Origin of the sequence: Caulobacter sp. (assembly GCF_049283275.1) — a bacterium.
In the GTDB taxonomy this organism is placed as follows: Bacteria; Pseudomonadota; Alphaproteobacteria; order Caulobacterales; family Caulobacteraceae; genus Caulobacter.
This window is the reverse complement of sequence record NZ_JBAPVS010000268.1, coordinates 20,508-35,594: the sequence shown is the minus strand read 5'-3', so window position 1 is coordinate 35,594 and position 15,087 is coordinate 20,508. Positions and strand designations below refer to the sequence as shown.

The 15,087-nt window shown below is 67.3% G+C and carries 19 protein-coding genes; 9 read left to right on the top strand and 10 right to left on the bottom strand.

The window, feature by feature from the left end:
• Positions 1–104: 104 nt before the first annotated feature.
• The gene (proB, locus tag WAL33_RS15165) at positions 105–1,235 is read right to left on the bottom strand and encodes a glutamate 5-kinase (RefSeq protein WP_422182351.1); all 1,131 of its coding nucleotides are present in this window, start codon (positions 1,233–1,235) and stop codon (positions 105–107) included.
• Positions 1,235–2,299 carry a GTPase ObgE gene (obgE, locus tag WAL33_RS15160; protein ID WP_422182350.1) on the bottom strand — a complete coding sequence of 355 codons (1,065 nt, stop codon included), beginning with the start codon at positions 2,297–2,299 and terminating at the stop codon, positions 1,235–1,237. Before obgE ends, proB begins: the two co-directional genes overlap by 1 nt.
• Positions 2,300–2,629: 330 nt before the next feature.
• On the opposite strand from obgE, the gene WAL33_RS15155 reads away from it, so the two are divergent.
• Positions 2,630–3,475, top strand: a complete 846-nt coding sequence (locus WAL33_RS15155) for a hypothetical protein (protein ID WP_422182349.1) — start codon at positions 2,630–2,632, stop codon at positions 3,473–3,475.
• A gap of 59 nt (positions 3,476–3,534) precedes the next feature.
• On the opposite strand, the gene WAL33_RS15150 is transcribed toward WAL33_RS15155, so the two are convergent.
• From WAL33_RS15150 to rplU, 3 genes are all read right to left on the bottom strand, one after another.
• Positions 3,535–4,068 (bottom strand): GNAT family N-acetyltransferase, encoded by a 534-nt coding sequence (locus WAL33_RS15150; protein ID WP_422182348.1) that lies wholly within the window; start codon positions 4,066–4,068, stop codon positions 3,535–3,537.
• Between the two features lie 201 nt (positions 4,069–4,269).
• Complete coding sequence (gene rpmA, locus WAL33_RS15145; RefSeq protein WP_422182347.1) at positions 4,270–4,539, bottom strand: 50S ribosomal protein L27; 270 nt, start codon at positions 4,537–4,539, stop codon at positions 4,270–4,272.
• Positions 4,540–4,571: 32 nt separating this feature from the next.
• Positions 4,572–5,141, bottom strand: coding sequence for a 50S ribosomal protein L21 (gene rplU, locus WAL33_RS15140; protein WP_422182346.1), 570 nt, complete (start codon positions 5,139–5,141; stop codon positions 4,572–4,574).
• A 185-nt stretch (positions 5,142–5,326) separates the two neighbouring features.
• On the opposite strand from rplU, the gene WAL33_RS15135 reads away from it, so the two are divergent.
• Positions 5,327–5,953: a hypothetical protein gene (locus WAL33_RS15135; protein WP_422182345.1), complete on the top strand. Its 627-nt coding sequence runs from the start codon at positions 5,327–5,329 to the stop codon at positions 5,951–5,953.
• Between the two features lie 67 nt (positions 5,954–6,020).
• Entirely contained in the window at positions 6,021–7,133 is a 1,113-nt protein-coding gene (locus WAL33_RS15130; RefSeq protein ID WP_422182344.1) for a CobW family GTP-binding protein, read from the top strand.
• A 205-nt stretch (positions 7,134–7,338) separates the two neighbouring features.
• Here WAL33_RS15130 and WAL33_RS15125 read toward each other — a convergent pair whose 3' ends face one another.
• Positions 7,339–7,788 carry a biopolymer transporter ExbD gene (locus WAL33_RS15125; RefSeq protein WP_422182343.1) on the bottom strand — a complete coding sequence of 150 codons (450 nt, stop codon included), beginning with the start codon at positions 7,786–7,788 and terminating at the stop codon, positions 7,339–7,341.
• A 223-nt stretch (positions 7,789–8,011) separates the two neighbouring features.
• Here WAL33_RS15125 and WAL33_RS15120 point away from each other — a divergent pair, with 223 nt between their 5' ends.
• Positions 8,012–9,019 carry a WD40 repeat domain-containing protein gene (locus WAL33_RS15120; RefSeq protein WP_422182353.1) on the top strand — a complete coding sequence of 336 codons (1,008 nt, stop codon included), beginning with the start codon at positions 8,012–8,014 and terminating at the stop codon, positions 9,017–9,019.
• 121 nt (positions 9,020–9,140) lie between these two features.
• On the opposite strand, the gene WAL33_RS15115 is transcribed toward WAL33_RS15120, so the two are convergent.
• Positions 9,141–9,884 (bottom strand): copper homeostasis protein CutC, encoded by a 744-nt coding sequence (locus WAL33_RS15115; protein WP_422182352.1) that lies wholly within the window; start codon positions 9,882–9,884, stop codon positions 9,141–9,143.
• Positions 9,885–9,942: 58 nt separating this feature from the next.
• On the opposite strand from WAL33_RS15115, the gene WAL33_RS15110 reads away from it, so the two are divergent.
• Positions 9,943–10,977 carry a N(4)-(beta-N-acetylglucosaminyl)-L-asparaginase gene (locus tag WAL33_RS15110; protein WP_422182342.1) on the top strand — a complete coding sequence of 345 codons (1,035 nt, stop codon included), beginning with the start codon at positions 9,943–9,945 and terminating at the stop codon, positions 10,975–10,977.
• 48 nt (positions 10,978–11,025) lie between these two features.
• Here WAL33_RS15110 and WAL33_RS15105 read toward each other — a convergent pair whose 3' ends face one another.
• Together WAL33_RS15105 and WAL33_RS15100 are read right to left on the bottom strand one after the other, a co-directional pair.
• Entirely contained in the window at positions 11,026–11,427 is a 402-nt protein-coding gene (locus tag WAL33_RS15105) for a nuclear transport factor 2 family protein (protein WP_422182341.1), read from the bottom strand.
• A gap of 97 nt (positions 11,428–11,524) precedes the next feature.
• Positions 11,525–12,202, bottom strand: a complete 678-nt coding sequence (locus tag WAL33_RS15100; RefSeq protein ID WP_422182340.1) for a nitroreductase — start codon at positions 12,200–12,202, stop codon at positions 11,525–11,527.
• 86 nt (positions 12,203–12,288) lie between these two features.
• Here WAL33_RS15100 and mtgA point away from each other — a divergent pair, with 86 nt between their 5' ends.
• Both mtgA and WAL33_RS15090 read left to right on the top strand, forming a co-directional pair.
• Complete coding sequence (gene mtgA / locus WAL33_RS15095) at positions 12,289–12,987, top strand: monofunctional biosynthetic peptidoglycan transglycosylase (protein ID WP_422182339.1); 699 nt, start codon at positions 12,289–12,291, stop codon at positions 12,985–12,987.
• 9 nt (positions 12,988–12,996) lie between these two features.
• The gene (locus WAL33_RS15090) at positions 12,997–13,542 is read left to right on the top strand and encodes a GNAT family N-acetyltransferase (protein ID WP_422182338.1); all 546 of its coding nucleotides are present in this window, start codon (positions 12,997–12,999) and stop codon (positions 13,540–13,542) included.
• Between the two features lie 17 nt (positions 13,543–13,559).
• Here WAL33_RS15090 and WAL33_RS15085 read toward each other — a convergent pair whose 3' ends face one another.
• A complete protein-coding gene (locus WAL33_RS15085; protein ID WP_422182337.1) occupies positions 13,560–13,760 on the bottom strand; it encodes a KTSC domain-containing protein in 201 nt (66 codons plus the stop codon).
• A 166-nt stretch (positions 13,761–13,926) separates the two neighbouring features.
• Here WAL33_RS15085 and WAL33_RS15080 point away from each other — a divergent pair, with 166 nt between their 5' ends.
• Together WAL33_RS15080 and WAL33_RS15075 are read left to right on the top strand one after the other, a co-directional pair.
• Entirely contained in the window at positions 13,927–14,331 is a 405-nt protein-coding gene (locus WAL33_RS15080) for an MAPEG family protein (protein ID WP_422182336.1), read from the top strand.
• Between the two features lie 32 nt (positions 14,332–14,363).
• Positions 14,364–15,026 (top strand): LysE family translocator, encoded by a 663-nt coding sequence (locus WAL33_RS15075; RefSeq protein ID WP_422182335.1) that lies wholly within the window; start codon positions 14,364–14,366, stop codon positions 15,024–15,026.
• Positions 15,027–15,087 lie beyond the last annotated feature (61 nt).

The following is a 15,087-nucleotide window of genomic DNA, read 5'->3' as shown; positions in this document are numbered from 1 at the left end:
CCTTAGTGAGAGACTTCCGGTTTGGCCTTTGGCGCACGCTGTGCGGCAGCACAAGTTTCCGATGTCCGACTTTGCTCGCAACCCCCCGTCGGTTACCCCAGCCCCTAGCCCATCGCCAGGTCGTCGGCGTGGATCATCGGGCCTTCGGTGAAGCCCAGCTCGGCCTCGATGGCGTCGCTGCGCAGGCCTGCGATGCGGTGGGCGTCGGCGCTGTCGTAGCGGACCAGACCCCGGGCCACCTCCCGGCCCGTCTCGTCGCGCACTCGAACCGCGTCGCCCTTGCCGAATGGGCCCTCGACGGCGCGGACACCCGCGCTGAGCAGGCTCTTGCCCTTGAGCAGGGCGGCGGCGGCGCCGGCGTCGACGGTCAGCCAGCCTTGGGGGGCCAGCGAGCCGGCGATCCAGGCCTTGTAGGCGGCGGCGGGGCTGGCGCCGGCCTCGATCACGGTGGCCAGGGCTCCGTCCTCGATGGCCTGCAGCGGCGCGGGGCGCGAGCCCAGGGTGATCAGGGTGGCGCAGCCGGCGGCTCGGGCGATGCGGGCCGCGGCGATCTTGGTGGCCATGCCGCCGGTGCCCACGCCCGTGGCGGTGTTGGCGCCCTCGGCCATGTCGGCGATCTCCGGCGTGATCTCGCTGACCCGCTCGATGTGGGTGGCGGTCGGATCGCGGCGCGGGTCGGCGGTGTAGAGGCCGTCGATGTCCGACAGCAGCACCAGCAGGTCGGCGCCGACCATCTGGGCCACGCGAGCGGCCAGGCGGTCATTGTCGCCGTAACGGATCTCCTCGGTCACCACGGTGTCGTTTTCATTGACCACGGGCACGACGTTGAGGGCGATCAGGGTCTCGGCGGTGGCGCGGGCGTTCAGCCAGCGGCGGCGGGTCTCGGTGTCGTCGCGGGTCAGCAGAATCTGGGCGGCGACGATCCCGTGGGGCTCCAGCGCCTCTTCCCAGGCCCGCATCAACACCGATTGGCCGGCGGCGGCGGCGGCCTGTTTCTCCGGCAGGGTCAGGGACTTGGCGCCGGTGAGGCCCAGACGTCGGCGACCCAGGGCCACGGCCCCGGACGACACCACGACCACCTGCTGGCCGCGCTTGCGCAGGCGAGCCAGGTCGGCGCAGAAGGCGTCCAGCCAGGCGCGATCGGCCGCGCCGGTCGCGGCGTCGACCAGCAGGGCCGAGCCGACCTTGAAGACGATCCTCTTGGCGCGCGTGAGCGCTCCCCCCGAAGCGCTCATTACGGCTGCCAGCCCCCGGGGGTTTCCTCCTCGGGCGCCTCGTCGATCGCCGCCTCGGCGGGGGTCTCTCCCCGCCGGATGCGCACCTGGGTGAAGGCCGCGCGCAACAGCTCGGTGACGCCTTTGCCGGACACGCCGGAGACCAGCATCGGCTTGATGCCGGAGACGGCCTCGAGTTCGGCGCGCTTGGCTTCCAGCGTCTCGGGATCCAGCGCGTCGATCTTGTTCAGCGCCAGGATCTCGGACTTGTCGGCCAACTCGTCGCCATAGGCCTCGAGCTCGGCGCGGATCGTCGTCCAGGCGGTGGCGATGTCGTCCTGCGTGCCGTCCACCAGGTGGATCAACACGGCCGAGCGCTCGACGTGGCCCAGGAAGCGGGTGCCCAGGCCGGCGCCCTCGCTGGCGCCTTCGATCAGGCCGGGAATGTCGGCCATCACGAAGCGCTCGCTCGTCGACAGGTCGACCATGCCGAGGTTGGGGGTCAGGGTGGTGAACGGATAGTCGGCGATCTTCGGCTTGGCGGCGCTGGCGGCGGCCAGGAAGGTCGACTTGCCGGCGTTGGGCAGGCCGACCAGGCCGACGTCGGCGATCAGCTTCAGCCGCAGCCAGACCCACAGCTCCTCGCCCTCCTGACCGGGATTGGCGTATTTCGGAGCCTGGTTCACCGGACCCTTGAAGTGCAGATTGCCCCAGCCGCCGTTGCCGCCCTTGGCCAAGCGCAGGGTCATGCCGGCGGTGTCGAGGTCGGCGATCAGGGTCTCCTTGTCCTCCTCCAGCACCTGGGTGCCGACGGGGACCTTCAGGACCACGTCGTCGCCCGCCGCGCCGTGGCGCGCCCGGCCCATGCCGTGGACGCCCGTCCCGGCCTTGAAGTGTTGCTGGTAGCGGTAGTCGATCAGGGTGTTGAGGCCCTCGACCGCCTCGATCCAAATGTCGCCGCCTCGTCCGCCGTCCCCGCCGTCGGGGCCGCCGTATTCGATGTACTTCTCGCGTCGGAACGAGACCGCGCCGCCGCCGCCGTTGCCGGAGCGGACATAGATTTTGCACTGGTCCAAGAATTTCATGAGCGTCTTTTGTCGCAAGGCGGCTTTCGCGTCGAGCCGAAACCGGAAGGGAACCAAGCCTTACAGGTGCTTAGAAGCTGTTTTGGGGTGGGAATCCGGCGATCGCGGCGTCGTTTCGTCGCGCTTAACCGCGTTTGTTTCGTGACGAAATGTTAAAGGAGATCATGTGACATAGGTCCCCATGAGGAAACCGACAGGACCATTGCGCGGGGAGGGTTGGCGTTGACGACGATTTCTGACGCCGAGTTTGCGCATGACCTCAAGGATTTGACGCTGCCGACCCTATGTCGGAAGTACACCCATGAGGCGTCGCTTCACCGGAACATGCTGATGAGCCGGGGCACGGGCCTGGCGCCGGAGTGGCGCGACTTCCGCGCCTTCCTGACCGCCATTGGCCGCCGTCCGACCGAAGAGCACAATTTCATCCTGCTCAATCGCAACGAACGCACCTACGGACCCGGCAAGGTCCGCTGGATGACGCCCGACGAGCAGGCCGTCCACGAGGAAGAGTTCGACCGCCAGCAGGAAGCCAAGAGCCGCGAAACCCACCAGCTGCTGCACCAGGCCGCGGCGATGAAGCGGGCCCAGGCCCCCAACGCTCCGAACTTCGGCCAATGGACCCCGATGGCCGGCCGCCAGGTCGCCTACACCGAAGTGGCCAAGCGCCTGGCGATCCCGATCAACGCGCTGAACAAGACCATGGCCGACGGCCGCTCGGCCGACGAACTGATCAAGCGCTCGGGCTCGGCCCAGGAGCTGATCAATCCGGACCTGCAGTGGCTGCCGCCGGACCCGACCCGCAAGAACAACTTCTTCGAGGCCTTCCGCATCTGGCACATGCAGGTGCAGCCGCAGTTCGCCCGCGCCGCCACCCCGACCTTCCTGTTCCTCTACATCGCCCTGCCGGTGATGAAGGAGTGCCGGGACGAGCTGATGTCCCTGAGCCTGTGGAACCCGCTGGGCCAGCGGGCCATGAACGCCCGCGACAGCCACGTCGCGTGGAAGAAATACACCGAGTTCATGCCCCGTGCTCAGGTGGCGATGATGGAAATCCCGATCTACGCGACCTATTCGCTGCTCAGCGACCTGGACGCCCTGTGCGAGCGGATCATCGTCGCCGAAAAGCGCTTCCGCGAGGGCCCGCAAAAGGTCGTCGCCACGCACCGCGCGGCGTAAGCAAAGCCGCCTTCAGCAAGGCTGGGGACATGCGTATGCGCATGTCCCCGTCGGCCTCTTTAGGCCAACCACACCATCATCCGGGTCGGCACGGGCTCGCCGCGCGCCGTCGACGGCTTGTGCTCGACGACGCCCGTATAGAGGAAGCCGGCCTTGACCAGCACCTGGCCGGAGGCCGGGTTGTCGGCGAAGTGGCCGGCGACGACCAGCTTCTTGCGCCAGTCCTGCCTGGCCCAGGCCAGGGCGCCCTGGGCGGCTTCCGTCGCCAGGCCGCGGCCCCAATAGGGGCGGCCGACCCAGTAGCCGATCTCCAGGTGGCCGTCGGGCGGGGTGAAGAAGCCCAGCACGCCGACCACGCCCTCGTCCTCGAGTTCGATCACGAAGGTGGAATCCTTGCGCCGGTCCTGAACCTGGCAGCGGGCCACGAAGCCGTCGGCGTCGCTCTGACTGTAGGGCCACGGCATGCGGGTGGTCATCTTGGCGATGGCATAATCGCCGCACAGCGCCGCGATCCGCGACGCGTCGTCGTTTTGGGGAGCCCGCAGCGTCAGCCGCCGCGTCTCGATGATCGGACTTTTTTCGATCACGCACATCGCGCGCCTCCCGTTCTCGGTCCTTCTAGGTGGGGACCGTGACGCTCGGATTTCAGGCCTGAGGTCCTTTTGCGGCCAAGAAATTTCGAGCGCGGACAAAACAAAAGCGGGGAGCCCGGCGTTCCGGACTCCCCGCTTAGGTTCGTCTGTCCGGATCGTCTTTCTCGAGGAAAGCGCGACCCGGTTTCTACGAGGTTCGCGCTATTCGGCCGCCTGGGCCGGAGCAGCTACGTTCACGTAGGTCCGATTGTTGCGCTTGGTGACAAAAGCCACCGCGCCTTCGATGAGCGCGAAGAGGGTATGGTCCTTGCCCATGCCGACGTTCGCGCCCGGATAGAACTTGGTGCCGCGTTGGCGGATGATGATGTTGCCGGCGGCCACCTTCTGGCCACCGAACTTCTTCACGCCGAGACGACGGCCGGCCGAATCGCGACCGTTGGAGGACGAACCACCAGATTTCTTGTGAGCCATTGTGCTCTCCTGATCCTTAGAGGCGCAGCCGCTTAGGCTTCGCCGTCTTCCTTGGCTGCGGCCTTCTTAGGCGCGGCCTTCTTTTTCGGGGCGGCGGTCGGTTCGGCGTGTTCGACGACGGCGGCTTGCACCTTCGGCGACGACTTCGAGGCCTTCTTGACGACGGTCTCGACTTCGACCTTGGCCGGAACCACGGCCGACACGGCGGCGTCGCCCAGGCCGCGAGCGCGGGCGTTCAGGATCACCTTGGGGGTCAGGTCGATAACGCCGTCCCACTTGGTTTCCTTGCCGGCGCCGGCGACCGAGGTCACGCGCACGACCGACTCGGTCTGGCGGTGGCCGCGGGTGCGGCGATAGCCTTGGCGACGGATCTTCTTGAAGATCTTCACCTTCTCGCCCTTGCGGGTTTCGAGCAGGGCGCCGGTCACGACAGCCCCTTCAACGAGGGGGGCGCCGACCGTCACGGCCTCGCCTTCGCCAAGCATCAGGACTTCGCCGAAAGCGACTTCCGAGCCCGGTTCACCGTCGAGCTTTTCGACAACCAGCAGGTCGCCGGCTTGGACCCGGTACTGCTTGCCGCCGGTTTTGATCACCGCGTACATAGGTTAGCGCCTTAAGAAACGTGCGTTCGCAAAATAGGGAACGCCCGCGAGGAAACCCAGCGGGCGAGGGGGCGGACTTATACAGGCCAAGCCCTATGAGTCAACGGCCGGATGCGGCTTTCCGGCAACCTTTGCGAGTCACATCGGGGCTGGCGTGTTACACTATAACAATCTAAGGGTCGGACGTGAACACGACCTTCTTCGCCTCCGTCGCCGCCACCGGTTTCGCCGTGGCCTTTCTGCACGCGGCCCTGCCGACGCACTGGCTGCCGTTCGTGCTGGTCGGCCGCGCGCAGAAGTGGACGACGAGCCGCACCTTGGGCGTCACCTTGCTGGCGGGGCTGGGCCATGTGGGCCTGACGATCCTGCTGGGCCTGGCGGTGGTGGCGGCCGGTCTGGTGGCCCAGCCCCATCTGGGCGGCTACTTCCATTGGATCGTCGGCGGGCTGATGGCGGCGATCGGCCTCTTCTATCTTATACGGGGCCGTCACCGGCACGCGACACTGGACGGGACGCGCAAGTTCGCCTCGGACAAGGCGGCGATCACCGCCCTGGTGGTGTTGCTGACCCTGTCGCCGTGCGAGGCCTTCCTTCCTTATTATCTGGCGGGGATCGAGCACGGGATTGTCGGCTTCGTCGCTCTGAGCGTCGTGCTGCTGGCCGCGACCTCGGCGGGCATGCTGCTCTTCACCGGCCTCAGCATGGCCGGCTTCAACCGCCTGGGCCTGGCGCGCCTGGAGCAGTACGAGGAGCTGATCCTCGGCGCCGCCCTGATCGTCATCGGCGCGGCGGTGGCGTTTCTGAAGACCTAGGGCCTGAAGACCTAGTGTCTGACGCGTGGCGCTTCCCCCGAGGCCCCATCGCTCCTAAATAGCGCCCATGACCAACACCGCTCCCGCCCAAACCGGCAAGATCCCCGTCACCGTGCTGACCGGCTATCTCGGCGCCGGCAAGACCACCCTGCTCAACCGCATCCTCACCGAGGAGCACGGCAAGCGCTACGCCGTGATCGTCAACGAGTTCGGCGAGGTCGGCATCGACAACGACCTGGTGGTCGGCGCCGATGAAGAAGTGTTCGAGATGAACAACGGCTGCGTCTGCTGCACGGTGCGCGGCGACCTGATCAGGGTTCTGCAGGGCTTGATGAAGCGGAAGGGCGGCTTCGACGCCATCGTGGTCGAGACCACCGGCCTGGCCGATCCGGGCCCTGTCGCCCAGACCTTCTTCGTCGATGATGACGTCAAGGCCCGCACCTATCTGGACTCGGTCACCGCGGTGGTGGACGCCAAGCACATCCTGCTGCGCCTGGGCGACAGCAAGGAAGCGGTCGAGCAGATCGCCTTCGCCGACCAGATCGTGCTCAACAAGACCGACCTGGTCTCGGAAGACGACCTGCGCCATGTCGAGGCCCGCATCCGGCGGATCAATCCGCTGGCCCCGATCCACCGCGCCCAGCGTTCGAACGTTCCGCTGGACGCGATCATCGGCAAGCACAGCTTCGACCTGGAGCGGATCACCGAGCTGGAGCCGGAGTTCCTGAACCCGGCCCACGGCGAGGCCGGCCACGTGCACGACGAGCATTGCGGCCACGACCACGACCATGGGCACGACCATGGCCACGTGCATGATGAACACTGCGGCCACGACCATCACGACCATGGGCATGGCCATGGGCACAAGAGCGACATCCACGACGACGGCGTGAAGGGCGTCTCCCTGACGCTGAACAAGCCCGTCGACGGTCAGAAGATCACTACCTGGCTCAACGAGCTGCTGGCCCGCCGTGGTCCGGACATCCTGCGCGCCAAGGGCATCATCGACGTCAAGGGCGAGGAGCGCCGCCTGGTGTTTCAGGCCGTGCACATGATCCTGGAAGGCGACTTCCAGCGCCCGTGGACCGACAAGGACAACCGCTATAGCCGCATGGTGTTCATCGGCCGCGACCTGGACGAGGCCGAACTGAAGGCCGGCTTCGAGGCGACGGCGGCCTAGGGGCTCACTGACTTGCCCCCACCTGACCGCTTCGCGGTCTGTCCGCCCCCATAGGGGGCGGAGCCTCACGCACTAGGGTCTTCCCCCTGTGGGGGAAGACGGTCGCGAAGCGACCCGTAGGGGGCAAGGGCTCGCCACCCAAAAACAAAAAGCCCCGGAACCTGAGTTCCGGGGCTTTCGTATTTCTGGCTGTCGCCGAAGATCCTTAGTGGATGTCTTCGTTGATCAGGCCGACCTTGTACCAGCCGGCGGTCTGCAGGGCGTTCAGAACGCCCATGAAGTCGGCATAGGTCACGTCGGCGTCGGCGCGGACCATGATGCGTTGGTCGTCCTTCGGGCCGGGCTGGTCGTTGGCCACGAACTTGGCTTCCAGATCGAACTGGAGGTTGTCCAGGCTGGTCTGCTTGTCAGCGACGTACAGAGCGCCCGATTGTTGGATCGAGATGAACACCGGTTCCTTCGGCTTCGGCGCGTTCGGCGGCGGCGGAACCGCCGGCGGCAGGTCCACCTTGATCGCCACGGTCGCCATCGGCACGGCGACCATGAAGATGATCAGCAGAACGAGCAGAATGTCGACGAAGGGCGTGACGTTGATTTCGGAGTTGGCGCCGAGCGAATAACGACCGCCCCCACCGCCAGCAAGTTTAGCCGCCATAGCCTGACTGTCTCCCAAGGGCCGCGTCCTCCGCGGTCCCGAAAATGTTAGATGGCCACGTCTGGCTCAGACGGGCGCGGAAGTAAAGCCCGAGGACGCAGCGCAATGGCAACCCCTTTTGTGACTCTTTTTGACGGAACGGCGTTCAAATGCCGGGTTCTTCGCTAGACGCCCGCTTGTGGCGCGACTAGGCGCCCGCATCGAGGCGCGGTATGGCGCGCGGATGATCTATTCCTTCGACGCCTACGTCACCGCCGCCTTGTTCGACCGCGCCGGCCGCGCCGCTTTCGCCCTGGGCGACGGCACGGTCCGATTCGAGGCTCAAGACGGTTTCGTCACGGTCGAGGCCCATGCCGGCGCGGTGCTGGCTGCGGCGGTCCATCCCTCGGGCCGGGGGATCGTCACCGGCGGCGACGACGGCCGCGTGGTCTGGAGCCGGATCGAGGGCGACGAGGTGGCCGCCACCCTGGTCGCCGAGATCAAGGGCCGCTGGATCGAACACGTCGCCGCCAGCGCCGCCTCCGGCCTGATCGCCTTCACCGCAGGCAAGGAAGCTCACGTCCGTGACGCGGCCGATCCCAAGTTCCTGCGGGTCTTCGCCCACGACAAGACCGTCTCGGGCCTGGCCTTCGACCCGAAAGGCCGCCGCCTGGCCACGGCCGGCTACGGCGGCGTCAGCCTGTGGTGGGCCAAGATCGAAGGGCAGAAGCCGCAGGTGATGAAGTGGGCGGGCAGCCACATCGCCGCGATCTTCAGCCCCGACGGCAAGTTCCTGGTCTCGTCCATGCAGGAGAGCCAACTGCACGGCTGGCGTCTGAGCGACGGCAAGGACATGCGGATGGGCGGCTATCCGGCCAAGATCAAAAGCTTCGCCTTCTTCGACAAGGGCAATCTGATGGTCACGGCCGGCGCCAACGGCGCGGTGGTCTGGCCGTTCGCCGGAGCCAACGGCCCCATGGGCAAGGAAGCCGCCGAGATCGGCTTTTCCCGCGATTCGATGGTGGTGCAGGTCGCCGGCGTCGAAGCCCTGCCGGTCGCCGTCGCCGGCCAGGACAACGGAAAGATCTGGGCCGCCCACATGCGGTCTGGCCGCATCGATACCCTGAAGGCCGAGAAGGGCGCGGCGATCAGCGCGCTGGCCGTCTCGGCCGACGGTTCGCGGCTGGCCTGGGGGGATGAGGACGGCGAGGCGGGGATCATCGCGATCCCGGCGCTGGAGACGCGGATCTAGCGCCAAAAGCTGTTGTCATCCCGGACGAGCGCGCAGCGTGAAGATCCGGGACCAACGCGTGAACTCAGAGCTTCCGGCGGTCCCGGATCGGCGGCCCTCCGGGCCTTGTCCGGGATGACAGTTAGAGAGTGCTGAGAGCCTTCACCACCGCCGCCACCATGGCCTCGTCCGTATCGCGCAGCCCGTCCTGCACGAAGCCCAGCTTGTAGGCCCGGTCCTCATGACCCTGGCCCAGGCCGTAGGTCATCGGCCCGCTGCATGAGCCGTGCACTTCGCGCACCCCCGTCCGCGCCACCAGTTCGGCCACGTTCGACGGATTGACCCCGCCGCCGGCCAGGATGGCGATGCGGCCGTCGGCCTTCTCGACCAGGGCGGCGATCGTCTCGGCCCCGGCCATGGCGTTCAGGGCGCAGCCGGAGGTCAGGATGCGTTCGAAGCCCAGGTCGATCGCCGTCTCCAGAGCGGCGAACGGGTCGGGCGTCAGGTCGAAGGCCCGGTGCAGGGTCACGCCCAGGCCCTCGGCGTGGGCGACCAGCATGGCCAGGGCGTCGGCGTCCAGTTCGCCCGAGGGCAGGTTGGCGCCGATCACCACGCCCGCCAGGCCCGCCTGGCGCGTGGCGTCAATGTCGCGGAAGACGGCGTCCAGGTCGCCGTCGTCATAGACGAAGTCGCCGTTGCGCGGCCGGATCATCGGATAGATCGGGATCGCCGCCTCGGCCGCGATGGCCATCAGGCCGGGCGCCGGGGTCAGGCCCTGCAGGGCCAGGGCCGAGCACAGCTCGATGCGATCCGCGCCACCTTTGATCGCCGCCGCCAGTCCGGCGGGCGTATCGACACAGACTTCCAGGATCACGCGGTCGGACATCTTGGCCTCTCCGATGCTCATGCTAGGGATTCGGAAACGGCGTTCTTGGAGCACACCCATGCTGAATCGCAGAGGCCTAATCGGCGCATCCCTGGTCGGACCCGCCTTGGTCGGCGCCCGCGGGGCGTCCGCCGCCGAGCCGACGGGCGGTGGAACCGGGATCCAGCTGACCAAGCCCTGCGTGATCTCCACCTGGGACTTCGGGGTGCCGGCCAACCAGGCGGCCTGGGCGATCCTGAGCAAGGGCGGCCGGGCGCTGGACGCCGTCGAGGCCGGAGCCCGGATCCCCGAGCAGGACCTGAAGAACCACAGCGTGGGCCGGGCCGGCTATCCCGACCGCGACGGCCACGTCTCGCTGGACGCCTCGATCATGAACGAGCGGGGCGATTGCGGCGCCGTCGCGGCCCTGGAGCACATCGCCCACCCGATCTCGGTGGCTCGGGCGGTGATGGAGAAGACTCCGCACGTGCTGTTGGTCGGGGCCGGCGCCCTGCAGTTCGCCCAGGAGCAGGGCTTCCCGCGCGAGGAGCTGCTGACCCCGGACTCGCGCGCCGCCTGGGAGGCCTGGAAGAAGGAGGCCAAGTACGCGCCCAAGGCCAACAGCGAGGTCGGCGACTACGGCAAGACCTCGGGCCAGCTGGGCACGCCGGGCGGGGCGGGCAACCACGACACCATCGGCATGCTGGCCCTGGACGCAAAGGGCGACCTGTCGGGCGCCTGCACCACCAGCGGCATGGCCTGGAAGCTGCGCGGCCGGGTCGGCGATTCGCCGATCGTCGGGGCGGGGCTCTATGTCGACAACGACGTCGGCGCGGCCACCTCCACCGGCGTCGGCGAGGAGGTGATCCGCAACGTCGGCAGCTTCCTGGTCGTCGAGCTGATGCGCCAGGGCCGCTCGCCCCAGGACGCCTGCAAGGAGGCCGTCGCGCGGATCCTGAAGAAGAAGCCGCAGGCCAAGGACATCCAGGTGGGCTTCCTGGCGCTGAGCAAGTCGGGTCAGGTCGGGGCGTGGTCGATCCAGAAGGGTTTCAGCTACGCACTATGTGATGCGGACAAGCAGGACCGGTTGCTGGCGGGCGAGAGCTTTTACTGAGGTCCGCCGCGCTGCCGCGGACGGGTGGATCTCCACCAACCCGCGAAATCAGGGTGTCGGCGGGTTGAGCAGCACCCACAGCCGGGCGATCCGCCCATCGACGATCTCGGCGGTATCGGTTCCCGTCACCGCGACGGGACCGCGCGCCGGGCCGGCATGCCAATGCAGCGATCCCAGGCCGTGATGCCCGACGGCCGCCTTTTCGGGCGTGAAGCCGAAGGTCGGTCCGAACTGCTCCAGGAGCTTTCCGGCGACCGCGGAGATCGCCGCGCGGCCAGTGACGACGTTGTCGGGTTCGTACATCACCGGCGCCTCGACGAAGAGTTCGGCGATCGCGGCGTCGCGCCGGGCGGCGTCGCGTTCGTTGAAGACCCTGTCCAGGTTCGCCCTCAACAACTGGTCGTAGTCGGGCTCGGCGATGGTCCGCGCCGTGGTGTCGGCATCCGTCATCAGAACTTCCTCTCGGGCCGTCCGCAGCCCACCCATACCCTGCAATCGCTGGCGATCGTTTGGAAGTCTTGTCGTATCGCGTCCTGGACGGAGGCCCCTAGTCGAATCCCCGCATCGTCGCCCACTCCTCGAACGGCTCGCGCCGCGAGCGCCAGGTGTTCACCGCCGCTGTCTCGTCGCGATAGCCCAGGGCCATGCCGCAGAACAGCATGTGGTCGGCCGGCAGGTCCAGGAAGGTCGCCGTCAGCTTGCCATAGGCCGACCAGAACTCCTGGGCGCAGGTGTCCAGCCCCCTTTCGACGGCCAGCAACATCAGGGTCTGCATGTACATGCCGATGTCCGACCATTGCGGCGGGCCGCAGTTTCGGTTGACCGAGAAGAACAGGGCCACCGGCGCGCCGAAGAACTCGGCGTTCTTGGCGAATTGCTGCAGGCGGCCCAGCTTGTCCTCGCGCGGGATGTTCAGCGCGCCGTAGAGGTCCTCGCCCACCTGGTAACGGCGGGTGCGCAGGGGCTCCCACAGGTTGGGCGGATAGACGTGATACTCCGGCTCGTCGCGGTCCATCAGCCGCGAGGCGACCATGGCCTTGAATTCCTTCAGCGGCTCGCCGGCCAGGGCGTGGACGACCCAGGGCTGGAGGTTCCCACCCGAGGGCGCGCGGGCGGCGGCCTCGAGCAGGTCACGCATCACGTCGCCGGGCACCGGGTCGGGCTTGAAGGCGCGGACCGACATTCGGCGTTCGACGGCTTTCGACACGGTGTTGAACTCGGTCATCAAGGCCTCGCTAAGGAATGTGCGGCTATGCCCGCGACAGATCGTGACGGCTTGGCTAGCATCCGACCGCAACGTCAAGGCAAGCGGTGAAAGACGAGGGGCGATCGGTGAAGGTCCTGCTGCGCAACATCCTGGTGGCCTTGTTCATCGTGCTGGTCGTCGGGCCCGTGCTGACCGTGATCGTCTATCGCTTCGTGCCGCCGCCCGCGACGCCGTTGATGGTCATCCGCCTGGCCGAGGGCAAGGGCTGGAACCACCACTGGCGGCCGATCGACGAGGTCTCGCCCGCCCTGCCGCGCGCCCTGATCGCCGCCGAGGACGCCCGGTTCTGCGACCATCACGGCTTCGATTTCGAGGCCCTGCAGAAGGCCTACGCCAACAACGAGAAGGGCGGAAAGATTCGCGGCGGCTCGACCATCAGCCAGCAGACCGCCAAGAACGTCTTCCTGTGGCAGGGTCGTTCCTATGTCCGCAAGGGACTGGAGGCCTGGTTCACGGTGCTGATCGAGACGTTCTGGGGCAAGAAGCGCATCATGGAGGTCTATCTGAACTCCATCGAATACGGCCCGGGCCTCTATGGCGCGGAAGCCGCGTCGCAGGCCTATTTCAAGGTCGGCGCCGACAAGCTGACCCCGCAGCAATCGGCGCGGCTGGCGGCGATCCTGCCCAGCCCGCTGAAGTGGAAGGCGGTCAATCCGGGGCGCTATGTGAAGAAGCGCTCCAGCCGGATCGGCAAGGCCTCGGGCGCGGTGCGCCGCGACGGCCTGGCGGCCTGCGTGATTTAGGAGCGCGCGATGATCGCCCCCGGGCCCAGGCTGGAAACCGAACGGCTGATCCTGCGGCCAACGGCGCCGGAGGATCTGGACGGCTGGACCGAGCTGATGGCGGACGCCGAGGCCGCGCGCTACATCGGCGGCGTCCAGACCCGATCCCAGACCTGGCGGGCCATGGCCAGCATGGGCGGATCGTGGGCGATGAACGGTTTCGGCATGTTCTCGCTGATCGAGAAGGACACCGGCCTCTGGGTCGGGCGGGTCGGTCCGTGGATGCCCGAGGGGTGGCCTGGGACCGAAGTAGGCTGGAGCCTGCATCCGCGCGCCCACGGCAAGGGCTATGCGGTCGAGGCGGCGAGCGCGGCCATGGACTGGGCGGTCGACCATCTGGGCTGGACGCGGATCATCCACTGCATCGATCCGGCCAATACGCCGTCGATCAAGGTCGCTCAGCGCATCGGCTCGCGCTTCCTGGAAAACGGCAAGTTGCCCGAGCCCTATCAGGACGCGGAAATCCATCTGTGGGGCCAGACGGCCGATGAATGGAAGGCGCGCCGGAAAGCCTAGGGCCTTCGCCTGCGACGTCAGACCCGGTTGTAAGGATACCGGTCGCGGATCATCCGCTGGAAGAACCGGCCTTTGGACGGCGCCCGGGCGAAGGCCTCGGTCACGCGGGGCGGCACGCCGACATAGACGTATTCGTCGCCGTCATGGAACGTCACGAACAGCTTGCCGTGCTCGGGCTCGTAATCGATTTTCTGGATCGCCGTGGACTCAACACGCATGGCTGGAAGCCTCCGCATGAGGATCGTTTCAGACGAAAAGCGCTTATTCGCCTGGACCGGTTCCCCCAACGCCCTTCGGCCCCTGTTTAGGGTGCAAACCCGTGCGAACTGAGGTGTAGTCCCCGGAGCAAGGCTCTGCTCACGGGAGCCGGGGGAGAAAGCACACATGCAACCGCATTCCTGGGTCGCCATCGTCACGATCGCCGCCCTGCTTGTCTATGTCTGGATGGCGATTCGCGTCACCGGGGCGCGCCGCAAGTGCGGGATCGACGCACCGGCCATGACCGGCGACCCGATCCTGGAGCGCAATGTCCGCGTCCAGGCCAACACCCTGGAATGGCTGCCGCTGTTTCTGCCGTCGCTGTGGCTGTTCGCGATCTACTGGAGCGACCTGGCCGCCACCATCCTCGGCGTGATCTGGATCGTGGGACGGATCGTCTACGCCCTGGGCTACGTGGCCGATCCCGGCAAGCGCGAGGCCGGCTTCATCATCCAGGCCCTGGCGACGGCGATCCTGCTGTTCGGCGCCCTGGGCCGCGTCATCTGGATGCTGACGACGGTCGGCGCCTGACAGCCCGCTGGCTCGGCGGGCGAGGCTTGGCTATGACGCCGACCATGACCCTGCCCGTCGATCCCGCCCGCTACAGCGCCTTCCTGGTGACGATGTTCGTCATGGCCATCACGCCGGGGCCCGCCAATCTGTTCGCCATCGCCACCGGCATGCAGAAGGGCAAGGGCGCGGCCTTGCTGGGCGTGGTCGGCATGAACACCGCCACCCTGGTCTGGTTCGCCTGTTCGGCCCTGGGCCTGGGCGCGCTGATCATCGCCTTCCCGAAGGCCTTTCACCTGCTGGCCCTGGCCGGAGCGGCCTATCTGGTCTGGCTCGGGTTCAAGTCGATCCGGTCGGGCGTGCGGGACCCCGGGCTCAAGGACGGGGGCGGCGAGGGCGAAACGCACGGGTCGTTCAAGATGGGCCGTTCGGCGTTCCGCGACGGCTTCGCCGTACAGATCGCCAATCCCAAGATCCTGCTGTTCTTCACCGCCGTGCTGCCGCCGTTCATCGACGTCCAGCGGCCGCTGGCCCCGCAGCTGGTGATGTTCGCCGCGGCCACCATCGGCATGGACCTGATCAGCATGAGCAGCTACGGCCTGGGCGGCGCGGCGCTGGCTTCGCGGATGAATGAACCGGGGTTTAGCAAGGGGTTTGCGATCGTCGTCGGGGTGTTGCTGATCACCGCCGCGGGGCTGATCGTCTCGCGCGGCTGATCACAAGGTCGAAACGTAATCGCCTTGGCGAAACCACAAAGCTGCGCCATGCATTACGCAA